This window comes from Paraburkholderia sp. CNPSo 3076, assembly GCF_026343935.1.
GTDB lineage: Bacteria > Pseudomonadota > Gammaproteobacteria > Burkholderiales > Burkholderiaceae > Paraburkholderia > Paraburkholderia nodosa.
Genome location: NZ_JAPMAL010000042.1, coordinates 18907 through 30783, shown reverse-complemented (window position 1 = coordinate 30783; position 11877 = coordinate 18907). Strand labels below are relative to the sequence as shown.

Sequence of the window (11877 nt, the reverse complement as noted above, 5' to 3'; positions counted from 1 at the left end):
GCCGCCGTATGGCGTCGGCGCGACTCGTTGGCGGGCTCGGCAAGAAAATCGGGAGCCGCGCACGAGTTTACGGCAGCAAAAGGGGAAACTTCAGGAAACCCTTTACAGGACAAGTATTTGCAAACGTTTGCCGCGTTTTGATCGCACTTCCCCCTTGTATTTGGCTCGAGCCCCAGTTATTTGAGCGTGTGAAACGTGTATTGACGACATGCAAGTTCCGGAAGGCGCGTCCGTCTTCGCCAAGTGATTTGATGATCGCCCGCTGACCGCGCGCTTCAGCCACTACCCGCACCACACGCCCTTCGTAGCGCACTAACACACCGATCTTCGGGCAGGCCGCCTTCCGCCGACTGCGTCCTGTGCGACTCATAACTTCACGCCGGACTTGCGGACAGCTTTCACAGGGGCCGGCGGATTGCCAGGCCGCGCGTCGCGGAACCTGCCGTGCTGCACTACCCGGACCGGACACGTTCCGCCGCAGGAATTCGAGCTCCTGCGCCTGTGCAGCGTGGCTCGCCCGCATTGCATCAAATCGCCCGTCCAGCATAACCGTCTGATGGCGAAAGTCCCCCGGTTGTGTCTGCAGGGACGGGATCTCGGCCTGCGCGCGCTCGCCATCGCGAGACGCGCGTTGCTGTGCACCTTCGAGTTCGCGCTGCGGACGCCCATTCGTTGTGCGTTCGCGCTCGATCTCGAGGAGCTCGCGTTTCTCTGCAGCCTGGTCCGACCATACCCATTGCCTGTTCCAGGTCGCCAGCGATTCGTCCGTGTCGACCATGCCCGGTAGCATCAACTGGACCTTCAACCCCAAGTCTGGTGGCAACGAACGTACCGCTTCCGCGACCGCGTCGGTCCCCTCGCTGAACGCCCGTGCGAGGACATACCGTCGGCGCTCGTCGTCGTTCCTGAACCGGATCCCATCCTTGGTTCTGTCCGGTGACTCGAACCAACGCGCGTTGAGTGTCGGGCTTCAGAGCCGTCCGCGGTTCGAGCTTGACTGACCCGTCCAGCAATTTTCCAATCGCGTCTTCGCTCGCCTCACTGGCAAACCTCGTGGTCGCGGCAAGAACGCCGAGCGGACGACTGGCCTGCGCAAACACGTCGGTCACATAATTTTCACGGGCGTTTTCACACGATGGCATCCAGCCGGCGGCCCTCGTAAACGCTGTAGCGCCGCAAGACCACGAATGCGGCGACCCCGTACGGATAAACCGTCACGCAGGTCCAGAACCGGGGCGTCTGGGCTGGTTCGCCCTTTGGCCAGAAAAACAGCACGATAAAAGCGCCGACGATCACGATCAGGAAAAAGACAATCGTCCAGCGTAGACGCGATGGTGGGTTATCGGGTACAGGCTCCTCAGGGGGCAGGCTTGCGAAGTCAACTGGAATTGGCACTCCCTCAGAAACCGTTCGGCCGCGGACGAAGTGTGCGGGACACAATATCCCACACGGCGCCGGCTTCGCTCTCGCTCATGGACGCAGCCTTGATGCGATCCTGCATAAATGCATTTGGAGAGCCGGTGTTCATCTCGAGTGTGAGCAGCGGCGACTGGGCGTCGCTCGTCGTTGAATTCGCTTCAAGTAAGCACTTGGTCCCCTGAACGCCTAGATCCGTCTTGCCGGTAAGAAGCCACTCCTCCGCGTCAATGCCCTCTAATTTGACCGAGCCTTTGCGCACAGTCCTTCCCCCAATTGCGTTCAAATCACGGCTGATTTCGGCGCCGCGTTGCAATAGAGTATTGGACTCGCGAATACCTGAATCGCTGCCTATGCCGATACTCACATCCCGGTTATTGGGAAACACAAACTGTGTCCCGACATCTTCCTTGTCCGTTGCTTTTCCAGGAAGAAAGGCACCAAAAAAGCAGAGACCGGGTTCCCGAGGTATTTCATCCTCGCTGCGCCAGCGGAGTCTTTTGACGAGGTCGAATATGAGTTGTGTTTTTTTTGGAACATCATTCTTTATTTTGATCTGCTGAACAATAGGATCTTTTGTCTGATCGGGATGAAGGAAGTCGCTCCCTTCGATTCCAAGCTTGAACCGATACCCATGATCCCATTTGTACGCTTCGAAAACGCGGCGACTAGGCCCGTCACCCACGTTCCCCCGATGGACAAAGTAGTGCGCATCCGAACCATCGATCTCATCATCGGCATAGAGAAATGGATACGGGTCAATACTCTTCGTACCCCGGAGTTCTGCCTTGCGGTTCGCGACTTCCTGCAGATACGCTTCATGCGTCATGGCCTCTGATTCGATCCTCACGCCCTGCACGGTCGCGCCACCCGTCATCAGCACATCGGCCGGCATGTCAATCAGATACCGCCACACGCAATACGGTTTCAGGTTCTGGGTCAGTTCACTCACGTGATGTTTCTCCTGCTCGGTCAAGGGGGCCAACTGGCGTCCACACGCGGAAACGACCAGCAACGGAAGCAAAAAAAGCCATTTGTTTGCTTGATGAGGCATCACTTGTATTCCAGTACCGTACCCTTGACGTTGGAAACAATTCTGGTGACAGCCCATAGCGCGAAGTACTGCTGCGGACGGTTCTTGTACGCACCCTCGTGGTCAACCCCCGGGTAGGCCACACAGGCCTGCACACCGGATTGCCCCGCAGGGGCACGGCCGGACCGGATAGGGACCGTCCCATCCCCATTTTCTTCGGGCGGCATCAGGTTATATTGCATATAGATGGGATCGCCCCCACTGCGCTGGAGCAGCGACTGGCTGCCCGTCCCGCTGTCCTGTATTACCTGTCCATTTTCGAGGTTCTCGACTTTCGCATACGAATCGGTCCACTTCAGCACCGGATTCAGCTTGCTCTCCCAGACGACATCACCCCAGGTCCTGTGCTTCTCATCGTCACCGTAGAACGCATAGGTGGCGCGATGAAATTTCCCCCGCATCGCTTCATGGAACGGTTTTATACTCTTCATTATTGAAGATGCGTAGGCATCCCAGTCCGCATCGATATTCTTCTTCTCCGGATCCATCGGGTTGATCAGCTTGTCATTGACGAGACTCCACCATTGCCCTCGTTGTGCGTACACCTCACGATAGGGATCCTTCACCGGCAGTGAGGTCTGCTTCTTGCCGTTCCTCAGTTTGAGCCACCCCATCCCGTACTCCACGGCCGGAAGCAGTTGCAGCGGCCCCGGAGACTGCGCAAATACCGGTGTCATCGTGGAATTGTCCGGCCCGAGCACCGGGCCAGCAGCCCCTTCGCTGCCGGACGTGACACGCTTGTAGGCCGTCGCTGACCCCGTGGTTGGCATCACGCCGTGGACGATCCCCAGTACCTTGTCACGATGCCCATCGACTTCCGAGTAATATCGTGCCACGAGCCCCCCCATGGAATGGGTAACGATAATGACTTTCTCGCAGAGCTTGTTCTGCTTCTTGTAGTAGTCGGTAAATTCCTTGATCTTTGCCGCAAGATGTTTTGCCGAATCCGAGTTGGATTGCAGCCAGTTGTATCCGACCGCGTGAACTGGCATGTAATACTTGTATGACAGCGCAACTTCATCATGTGACAGCACGCTTACGCCCGGGGCATCGGCCACAAGTTGTTTCATAAGGCTCGCCCGGAAACCTGCCTTGCACTCATGCGCATCGTTCAGTGCATTTTCCAGGAAGGGAAGGAACGTTCCATAACTCATCTTCGCCACCGTCCCCCAGCCGCGCCGACGCAGTTCCACCTCACTCTGCGCGGTCCCGGACGGGATATCGCCATCTTCGTAGACGTCCGTTGTATTCGGATCCAGTTTTTTCTTTCGTACCTCAGCGCCCCTACCTATCCAACCCCACGCCATCCCTCCCTCTCCATTGGCCAACCAAACCGGACTGCCCTCAATCCCGATAAGGTTGCTTCCCATGACCCCCGGAACGAAGATCACGGGAATGACGCGATTCGGGACCATATAACAAACGGCTGTGCTGTCGTCCGGCACCGACATGACGGAGGTGTAGTGCGCAGATCCATCCTCTGCTATGGTCGCGGGAATGATACGTTCAGTTGTGGCCATGTCCAGGATTTCCCTTTTTGAAGCAAATATGCGCTAGCCGAGTTATGTATTCGGTCGGGATCATGCTGATTAATCTTCAATCCGAAGACGTACGCTTTCAGCAGCCAGCCCGCGCTGCGGCCCGGTCTTTCCAGATGTATCTGTCCTGCCCTGGATAACGCTGCCGTCGTCGCGAATAATCGAGAACTTCTGGTTGTAGACCGGTTCATCGCTGAAGGGCCACTTCAAGGTGTACTCGTCGTCGAAGGGCGCATGCTTCCCGTTGTTGACGGTTTCCGCGAGTGAACTGGGCCCCTAGCGGCTGAAGGCCGTCGATTTGATAGACCGGTTGCCTTTCGTTCCATCTTCGATACCAGTCGATGAAATTCGGACGCACGATCCACCGCATTTTAGAAGGAACTCTTCCTTTGGCTCAATAGTGACACGTCCATTGGCACTCCTGATTTGCATGTTCCTGTCGGAAATCAAGTCAATGTCGTCGCTCTGTGACTGGAATCACGGCATTGGCAGTGCGCGTCTCTTCACCGATGTGTGCTGCACAGCTGATACAAGTCTTCCTTCATCGGACGACTTTCGCGAACAGCTGGGAACCAGCGTCGTCGCCTGGCGCGAGCAAGCGTGCCTGATCGAGGCGGTTGCCCGGCTAAACCGGGGCGAGTCGATCACACGCGTCGCGTACGAACTGGGGTACGGCAGCCCCACGGCGTTTTCGACGATGTTCAACCGTGTCATGGGCGTGTCGCCGCAGCGACACTTTGGCGGCGAGCACTAAGGCCGCTGGGTCGCTGCGTCGCTGGAGAAATTACCAATAGCACGTTCGTTCTATTTTAGGTACGCTACGCACCTTCTCCTCTCATGATGCGAGACCGTTCCGCCATGTCGCTGATTCTTTCCCGCCGCGATCTGAACTTCCTGCTCTACGAATGGCTCGATGTCGAAAGCCTCACGCGCATTCCGCGCTACGCGGACCACTCGCGCGAGACCTTCGACGCCGCGCTCGACACCTGCGAGAAGATCGCCACTGACCTCTTCGCGCCGCACAACAAGAAGAACGATCAGCACGAGCCGCACTTCGACGGCGAAACGGTCACGATCATCCCCGAAGTGAAGACGGCGTTGAAGGCGTTCAGCGACGCAGGCTTGATGGCCGCGGGCCAGGACTACGAATACGGCGGCATGCAGTTGCCGCTCGTCGTCGAGAAGGCGGGCTTCGCGTGGTTCAAGGGGGCGAACGTCGGCACGAGCGCCTATCCGTTTCTCACCATCGGCAACGCGAACCTGCTGCTCGCGCATGGCAGCGCCAGGCAGATCGATACCTTCGTGCGCCCCGAACTGGAAGGCCGCTACTTCGGCACGATGTGCCTTTCCGAGCCGCAAGCGGGCTCGTCGCTTTCGGATGTCGCCACGCGCGCCGACTTCGAATGCGACTCCCCGCTCGGCGCGCAATATCGTCTGCGTGGCAACAAGATGTGGATCTCGGGCGGCGAGCACGAGCTTGCTGAGAATATCGTGCACCTCGTGCTCGCCAAGATTCCCGGACCCGACGGCAAGCTCATTGCGGGTGTCAAAGGCATCTCGCTGTTCGTCGTGCCCAAGTACCTCGTGAATGAGGACGGCTCGCGCGGCGAGCGCAACGACGTCGTGCTCGCGGGCCTCAATCACAAGATGGGCTATCGCGGCACGACGAACTGCCTGCTGAATTTCGGCGAAGGCACGCGGCACACGCCGGGCGGCCGCGCGGGCGCGATCGGCTATCTCGTGGGCGAGGCGCATCACGGGCTCGCGTACATGTTCCACTTGATGAACGAGGCGCGCATTGGCGTGGGGCTCGGCGCGACGATGCTCGGCTATACCGGCTATCTGCATGCGCTCGATTACGCGCGCAACCGTCCGCAAGGGCGTCCTGTGGGCGCGGCAGGCAAAGATCCGGCTTCACGGCAGGTGAGGCTCGTGGAGCACGCCGACGTGCGCCGCATGCTGCTCGCACAAAAGAGCTACGTAGAAGGCGCGCTCGCGCTCAACCTCTGGTGCGCCAAACTGGTGGACGAAGCACGCGCCGCCGGCGGCGCGGAGCGCGAGCCGCTCTCGCTGCTGCTGAACCTGCTCACGCCCATCGCGAAGAGCTGGCCTTCGCAATGGTGTCTCGCGGCCAACGATCTCGCCATCCAGGTGCACGGCGGCTATGGCTACACGCGCGAGTACAACGTCGAACAGTTCTATCGCGACAACCGTCTCAATCCGATCCACGAAGGCACGCACGGCATTCAGGGGCTCGACCTGCTCGGCCGCAAGGTCGTCATCAAGGACGGTGCGGCGCTCAAGGTCTTCGTGGCGCGCGTACAGGCCACGCTCAAACGCGCACACGCTTCGGGCGCGGCAGACGAACCCACCCACGCCAGCGCGCTCGCAGCCGCACTCGAGCGGCTCACGCAAGTCACGCGGCAGTTGTGGGCAGCAGGCGACCCGGCGGTGACACTCGCCAATGCTTCGGTGTACCTGGAAGCGTTCGGCCACGTGGTCCTGGCCTGGGTGTGGCTCGAACAGGCGCTCGTGGCACGCGCGGCACTCGCCGCGTCCAATAGAACGCACGGCGAGGAGGCGGACTTCTATCGCGGCAAGGTCGCGGCGGCCGCCTACTTCTTCGCGTGGGAGTTGCCGAAAACGGGCGCGCAGTTCGATCTGCTCGCCTCGCTCGATCGCACCACGCTCGACATGCAGGACGCGTGGTTCTAAAGCCGCGGGCACGGAGCACAAGCAAAGCGCCCCAAAAGACCGGACTGGCGTCGGCCTTTTGGGGCGCAGCCCGATGCCTCACCGGAGGCATCGGATCAGTTCACTAGCGTTGGAGCGTCAGTTCGCCGCCTGCTGCTCGAAACGCCTGAGCAGGTCGTTGCCGCGCGAGTTGGCCGAGTCGAGCGCCTGCTGCGGCGTCTTGGCGCCCGTCCACACCTGTTCGAGTTCCTCGTCCACGATCGTGCGGATCTGCGGCATGTTGCCAAGGCGCAGGCCCTTGGTCCACGGCAGCGGCGGCTTGTTGAGCATCTGCTTCGTGGCCGTGTCGGCGCCCGGATGCGACGCGTAGAAACCCTGTTGCTGCGTGAGTTCGTACGCGGCCTTCGTCACCGGCAGATAGCCCGTGTCCTGATGCCACTTCGCGGCGACGGCCGGCGAGCTCAGGTACGCGAGGAACTTCGCCACGCCCTTGTAGACCTCGGGGTTCTTGCCGCCCAGCACCCACAGGCTCGCCCCGCCGATGATGGCGTTCTGCGGCGCGCCCTTCACGCTCGGGTCGTACGGCATCATGCCGGTGCCGAACTTGAACTTCGCATATTGCTGCACGTTCGCCAGCGCGCCCGACGAGCCCGTCATGATGCCGCAGTCGCCGCTATAGAACTTGGCCGTGGCTTCGTCCTTGCGGCCCACATAGGTGAAGGTGCCCTGCTTCGCCATGTTCTGCAGGAAGGCGATGTGCGCGACCTGCAGCGGCTTGTTGATTTCGAGTTGCGCGTCGAGCCCGTCAAAGCCGTTGTTGCGCGTCGCGAGCGGTGCGCCATGCCACGCGCTGTAGTTCTCGATCTGGATCCAGCCCTGCCAGCCGGTAGTGAAGCCGCAGGTCATGCCCGAGGCCTTGAGCTTCGCGGCGGCTTCGGCGACTTCGGGCCAGGTTTTCGGCGGCGCGTCGGGCAAGCCGGCCTTCTTGAAGGCGTCGCGATTGTAGTAGAGCACCGGGGTCGAGCTGTTGAACGGCATCGACACCAGATGGCCCGTCTTCGCGTCGCTATAGTAGCTCGCGATGGTCGGCACGAACGCCTTTTCGTCGAGCGGCACGCCGGCGGTCTTCATCACGTCGTACACGGGCAGCACGGCCTTCTTCGCGTTCATCATCGTGGCGGTGCCAACTTCGTACACCTGCAGGATGGCGGGCGCGTCGCCGCTGCGATAGGCCGCGATGCCGGCGGCCAGCGTCTGGTCGTAGGTGCCCTTGAAGACGGGCACTATCTTGTATTCGCTCTGCGACGCGTTGAATTGCTGCGCGATCGCGTTCACGCGCTCGCCGAGTTGGGACTCCATGGCATGCCAGAACTGGATTTCCGTGGCGGCATGCGCGGCTTGCGCGCCGCCCGCCAGCACCACGGCGGCGATCAGCGCGCGCAAGCGGCCGCGCGAACCTGCGCGTTGTATCTCGTGCTTGTTCATCTGGGTCTTCTTCCTGTTATTGGTCGTTGTCCCGGCGCATGCTCGCGATGAGGCGCGGCTCGGGACTTTGGTTCAGGACTTCGATTTTCGACTTCGCTTTTCGGCGTCGATACATCGGGCCGTCCGCCGGCGGTCGTTCGCACGCGCGCACAGCACCCTCGGCCCAAGGCAGGGCAAGGGTAGCACAGCGAATGGGACGCCCGTGTGATGGCTTGCCGCGCGGTATCAATGGTCCACGGGATCGTGGCAACAGACGCAGAGCTTGTTGCCTTCGGGGTCGCGAAGGTACGCGCCGTAGTAGTTCGGGTGATAGTGCGGGCGCACGCCGGGCGCGCCCTCGTCGGCACCGCCGTGCGTGAGCGCGGCGGCGTAAGCGGCGTCGACTGCCGCGCGCGAAGGCGCGAGCAGCGCGACCATCTGGCCGTTGCCGGGTTGCGCGGCGTTGCCGTCCCACGGCCGGCCGACCAGGAAGAGCGGACGCGGCAGTCCCGGCTCCATCCAGCCCGCCCAGGGGTAGTCGGGCTCGCGGAATTTCAGCACGAAGCCCAGCGCCTGCATGATGGGGGAATAGAACGTCAATGCCTGCTCGAAATCGTTCACGCCGATGTACACGTGAGAAATCATCGCCATCGTCTTTGCCTCCTCGTTTGCAGCGGCGCGCGGGGTGGTGTCAACCGCGCGGTTGCGCCATGAACAGCACCGAAGCCGGCTTGCCGCTGCGCGGGTCGAGTGGCTCGCGCAGCGCGCGCATGTCGAGACCGCTTGCGTCGAGCAACGCGATCCAGCTTTCGAGCGTGCGAAAGTACCACGGCGGCGCGTCGCGAAAAGCACTGCTGAATCCGGCCCACGATCCGGCGCGCCAGCCGTCGACATAAGGTTCGTCGCCACATGCCATGAGCGGATGCAGCGTCTGCACGATGAGCGTGCCGTGCGGCTCCAGTAACGCGGGCACCGCGCGCAGCAGATCATCGACGCAGGTCGAGCCGATGAGCGAAAAGTTGCACACCACCGCATCGGCGCGGCAGTGTAATGCGCCCTGCGCGACCTGCTCGTAGGTTAGCAGGCGGCAGTCCGCGAACCCCGCCGCGCGCGCGGCCTCCACGAGTTCGGGCACCGCGTCCACGCCCGTGACAGCGACACCGCGGCGCTCAAGCGCCAGCGCGAGCCAGCCTTCACCGCAGCCGAGATCGATCACGCTGCGCGGCGCGCACGCGAGCACGGCGTCGAGCATCGCTGCGTCGGTCACGAGCCGGCGGCTCGCGATCTCGCCGCCGCGCACGGCGGCGATCCAGGGCGTCGCGTTGCGCTGCCATGATGCGAGGACTTCGGCGTCGGTGCGGATATCGCGATTCATGGGTCTCCTCGTCGACGCGGAGCGTGGATATGCCACCGAAACGCGTATTATGCGCGCCGCAGAACACCCGGAGCGGTGCGCGAGCACGGCCGCAAGAAGACCGATCTCGCGAATTACGAACCGAAGAACGGCAAGCAGAAGCCGGCCGGCCCGACGCAATCGCCGGGACCGTTGGGCTGCGGATGCAGGTTCGCGCATCCGGAGAAGGCAGCGGCGACCGTAACGCATAGCGCGGCGCGCAACACGTAAGAAAGAATGCGTGATTTCATGAATAGGACTTGTGCGCTCGCCGACTGCTGCACGCTCGCTTGCGGCGCGCTCGCCGCCTGTGCATGCGCGAGCGCCGCTATCGACAGCATGATTGCGGCGCATGCGCCGCTCTTGAATATCCTCACCTCGTTTCTCCTGTGCGGCCTCGCGGGCCGGGCTATCGGTCATGGCCGGAAGCGTTGCCCGTTCCAGCATCGAATCGGGATGCGACTCGTGAGGCAAGGATAGAGGCGCGACTTTCGCCAAACATCCGCACGAAAATGAAGAAATGTTTAATCTGCGACGCGCAGATAGCGGCCGCGATATTTATTTAGACATTCTTATCAATAACAAAAATTCGCCGCAAAAAAACAACGCCCGCGCGGGTCACAACCTTGTGAAGCCGCAGTGGCGGCGCATTCGCGATCATGCGAATTCTGAAACTCAGTCTTTCCGCTTTTCAAATTCGTCCGCGGAGGGCGCTACGCATAATCGCCGCTGAATTTCGGGGCCGTCGGCAAAACCGTGCCTTAGCGTGCCTTCGCGCGCCGCGATTTCACTCTCACCCATGCCACTCACCAACGAAGACCCTTCCATGAAAAGAACCGCTCTCGCCGCCGCCTTCACACTGGCATCGTTTGCCTCCATCGCTCACGCGCAGAGCAGCGTGACGCTCTACGGCTCGCTCGACACCTCAGTTGCCTGGTTCGGCAACCAGCAAGGCAAGAACGGCTCGGGCGGTACGTTCCAGATGATGTCCGGCAACATGTCGCCGAACCTCTGGGGCCTGCGTGGCACCGAGGACCTCGGCAACGGCCTTTCGGCGATCTTCAAGCTCGAAAGCGGCTTCAACGTCGACAACGGCAAGCAGGGCCAGGGCGGCCGCCTGTTCGGCCGCACGGCCATGGTTGGCCTGAATTCGAGCGCGGCGGGCACCGTCACGCTCGGCCGCCAGTACGATCCGCTCATCGACCTGCAGCCGCTCACCAACGACGGCGCATTCGGCTCCGCGTTCGCCACGCCCGGCGACATGGACAACTATGACAACAGCTACCGCACCAGCAACTCGATCAAGTATGCGAGCCCCAACTTCGGCGGCCTGCAGATGAGCGCGATGTACGCGTTCGGCGGCCAGCCGGGCAGCACCGGCGCGGGCCAGACGTGGGCCGTGGCGGCCGCGTACAACCATGGCCCGTTCGGCTTCGGCGCGGGCTATTTCAAGGCCAATAGCAACGGCGGCACGGCCGCGACGTTCGACGGCCTGAATCCGAACACCGACGTCAACGTGGATTCCGCCGCCATTACGGGCGGCTTCGTCTCCGCAAATTCGCTGCAGATCATTCGCGCGGCCGGCGACTACACGTATGGGCCGGTGACGGCGGGCCTCGCGTACAGCAATGTCGAGTACGCGAACTATCAGAGCGCGTACGGCGCGAACAGCAACACGAAGTTCAACACGGGCCAGGCCTTCATCAACTATCAGGTCACGCCGGTCGCGCTCGTGGGCTTCGGCTACAACTACACGAAGGGTCACGGCAACGGCGTGGACGCGAGCTACAACCAGTTCAGCCTGGGCGGCGACTACTTCCTCTCGAAGCGCACCGATATCTACGCGCTCGCGGGCTACCAGAAGGCGTCGGGCAAGACGATCGACGCGGACACGGGCGAGCTCGTCAACGCGGTCGCCTCGTTCGGCGACTTCGGCAACGATGCGACCAACGACAAGCAGGCGATGGTGATGGTCGGGCTGCGTCACAAGTTCTGATTCGCTTCGCGTGAAGCGAGCGCGGCGAGCGCGCCGGAAATCGCTCGCCGCCTTGAACTTCGGCTATAATCGCCCCCTGTCTTAGGGGAGTAGTCTGCAACGCCTGCTTTGGCGTTGCGCCGCCGTCAACATAATTGGTGCCCCTGCACCATGGCGCCGGCAGCCGTATTGCGGATCATTGCAGCGAATCGCTGCAATTGCGCGGCCTGACGAGACCTATGACGTTTTCCCTTTCACCCGGGCCGGGCGAAGGGAAGCGTCATGGTTTCGGTGCCCGGCTCGC

The 11877-nt window shown here is 61.7% G+C and carries 14 protein-coding genes and 1 riboswitch; of the genes, 4 read left to right on the top strand and 10 right to left on the bottom strand.

Annotation, left to right across the window (positions count from 1 at the left end; translation table 11 throughout):
* Positions 1-67: 67 nt before the first annotated feature.
* The 6 genes from M3A49_RS35620 to M3A49_RS35595 all read right to left on the bottom strand — a co-directional run bounded on the left by M3A49_RS35620 (position 68) and on the right by M3A49_RS35595 (position 4479).
* Complete coding sequence (locus tag M3A49_RS35620) at positions 68-778, bottom strand: hypothetical protein (protein ID WP_266233069.1); 711 nt, start codon at positions 776-778, stop codon at positions 68-70.
* Between the two features lie 350 nt (positions 779-1128).
* A complete protein-coding gene (locus M3A49_RS35615) occupies positions 1129-1395 on the bottom strand; it encodes a hypothetical protein (RefSeq protein WP_266233068.1) in 267 nt (88 codons plus the stop codon).
* Between the two features lie 4 nt (positions 1396-1399).
* Positions 1400-2368, bottom strand: a complete 969-nt coding sequence (locus tag M3A49_RS35610) for a T6SS immunity protein Tli4 family protein (RefSeq protein ID WP_266233067.1) — start codon at positions 2366-2368, stop codon at positions 1400-1402.
* A gap of 101 nt (positions 2369-2469) precedes the next feature.
* A complete protein-coding gene (locus tag M3A49_RS35605; protein ID WP_266233066.1) occupies positions 2470-4029 on the bottom strand; it encodes an esterase/lipase family protein in 1560 nt (519 codons plus the stop codon).
* Between the two features lie 69 nt (positions 4030-4098).
* Positions 4099-4257, bottom strand: coding sequence for a hypothetical protein (locus M3A49_RS35600; protein WP_266233065.1), 159 nt, complete (start codon positions 4255-4257; stop codon positions 4099-4101).
* A gap of 66 nt (positions 4258-4323) precedes the next feature.
* Positions 4324-4479 carry a DUF2345 domain-containing protein gene (locus tag M3A49_RS35595; RefSeq protein WP_266233093.1) on the bottom strand — a complete coding sequence of 52 codons (156 nt, stop codon included), beginning with the start codon at positions 4477-4479 and terminating at the stop codon, positions 4324-4326.
* Between the two features lie 22 nt (positions 4480-4501).
* Here M3A49_RS35595 and M3A49_RS35590 point away from each other — a divergent pair, with 22 nt between their 5' ends.
* Both M3A49_RS35590 and M3A49_RS35585 read left to right on the top strand, forming a co-directional pair.
* Positions 4502-4801: a helix-turn-helix domain-containing protein gene (locus tag M3A49_RS35590; protein ID WP_266233064.1), complete on the top strand. Its 300-nt coding sequence runs from the start codon at positions 4502-4504 to the stop codon at positions 4799-4801.
* A gap of 104 nt (positions 4802-4905) precedes the next feature.
* Positions 4906-6762: an acyl-CoA dehydrogenase gene (locus M3A49_RS35585; protein WP_266233063.1), complete on the top strand. Its 1857-nt coding sequence runs from the start codon at positions 4906-4908 to the stop codon at positions 6760-6762.
* A gap of 117 nt (positions 6763-6879) precedes the next feature.
* Here the strand turns inward: M3A49_RS35585 and ugpB are convergent, their stop codons facing one another.
* From ugpB to M3A49_RS35565, 4 genes are all read right to left on the bottom strand, one after another.
* On the bottom strand, positions 6880-8226 hold the full coding sequence (gene ugpB / locus M3A49_RS35580) for a sn-glycerol-3-phosphate ABC transporter substrate-binding protein UgpB (protein ID WP_266233062.1): 1347 nt from the start codon (positions 8224-8226) through the stop codon (positions 6880-6882).
* Between the two features lie 225 nt (positions 8227-8451).
* Positions 8452-8850 carry a VOC family protein gene (locus tag M3A49_RS35575; protein WP_266233092.1) on the bottom strand — a complete coding sequence of 133 codons (399 nt, stop codon included), beginning with the start codon at positions 8848-8850 and terminating at the stop codon, positions 8452-8454.
* 46 nt (positions 8851-8896) lie between these two features.
* Positions 8897-9580, bottom strand: a complete 684-nt coding sequence (locus M3A49_RS35570; RefSeq protein WP_266233061.1) for a class I SAM-dependent methyltransferase — start codon at positions 9578-9580, stop codon at positions 8897-8899.
* Between the two features lie 113 nt (positions 9581-9693).
* Complete coding sequence (locus tag M3A49_RS35565) at positions 9694-9975, bottom strand: hypothetical protein (RefSeq protein WP_266233060.1); 282 nt, start codon at positions 9973-9975, stop codon at positions 9694-9696.
* Between the two features lie 143 nt (positions 9976-10118).
* Here M3A49_RS35565 and M3A49_RS35560 point away from each other — a divergent pair, with 143 nt between their 5' ends.
* Together M3A49_RS35560 and M3A49_RS35555 are read left to right on the top strand one after the other, a co-directional pair.
* On the top strand, positions 10119-10331 hold the full coding sequence (locus tag M3A49_RS35560) for a hypothetical protein (protein WP_266233059.1): 213 nt from the start codon (positions 10119-10121) through the stop codon (positions 10329-10331).
* Positions 10332-10424: 93 nt separating this feature from the next.
* Positions 10425-11594 carry a porin gene (locus M3A49_RS35555; protein ID WP_266233058.1) on the top strand — a complete coding sequence of 390 codons (1170 nt, stop codon included), beginning with the start codon at positions 10425-10427 and terminating at the stop codon, positions 11592-11594.
* 72 nt (positions 11595-11666) lie between these two features.
* Positions 11667-11770: riboswitch (yybP-ykoY riboswitch) on the top strand.
* Positions 11771-11877 lie beyond the last annotated feature (107 nt).

What these genes read in the sequence shown, in the direction of transcription:
- M3A49_RS35590 (WP_266233064.1), top strand. Translation starts at nt 4,502, where the DNA reads ATGTCGTCGCTCTGTGACTGGAATCACGGCATTGGCAGTGCGCGTCTC.
- M3A49_RS35620 (WP_266233069.1), bottom strand. Translation starts at nt 778, where the DNA reads ATGGTCGACACGGACGAATCGCTGGCGACCTGGAACAGGCAATGGGTA.
- ugpB (WP_266233062.1), bottom strand. Translation starts at nt 8,226, where the DNA reads ATGAACAAGCACGAGATACAACGCGCAGGTTCGCGCGGCCGCTTGCGC.
- M3A49_RS35570 (WP_266233061.1), bottom strand. Translation starts at nt 9,580, where the DNA reads ATGAATCGCGATATCCGCACCGACGCCGAAGTCCTCGCATCATGGCAG.
- M3A49_RS35555 (WP_266233058.1), top strand. Translation starts at nt 10,425, where the DNA reads ATGAAAAGAACCGCTCTCGCCGCCGCCTTCACACTGGCATCGTTTGCC.
- M3A49_RS35605 (WP_266233066.1), bottom strand. Translation starts at nt 4,029, where the DNA reads ATGGCCACAACTGAACGTATCATTCCCGCGACCATAGCAGAGGATGGA.
- M3A49_RS35585 (WP_266233063.1), top strand. Translation starts at nt 4,906, where the DNA reads ATGTCGCTGATTCTTTCCCGCCGCGATCTGAACTTCCTGCTCTACGAA.
- M3A49_RS35560 (WP_266233059.1), top strand. Translation starts at nt 10,119, where the DNA reads ATGTTTAATCTGCGACGCGCAGATAGCGGCCGCGATATTTATTTAGAC.
- M3A49_RS35595 (WP_266233093.1), bottom strand. Translation starts at nt 4,479, where the DNA reads ATGCAAATCAGGAGTGCCAATGGACGTGTCACTATTGAGCCAAAGGAA.
- M3A49_RS35575 (WP_266233092.1), bottom strand. Translation starts at nt 8,850, where the DNA reads ATGATTTCTCACGTGTACATCGGCGTGAACGATTTCGAGCAGGCATTG.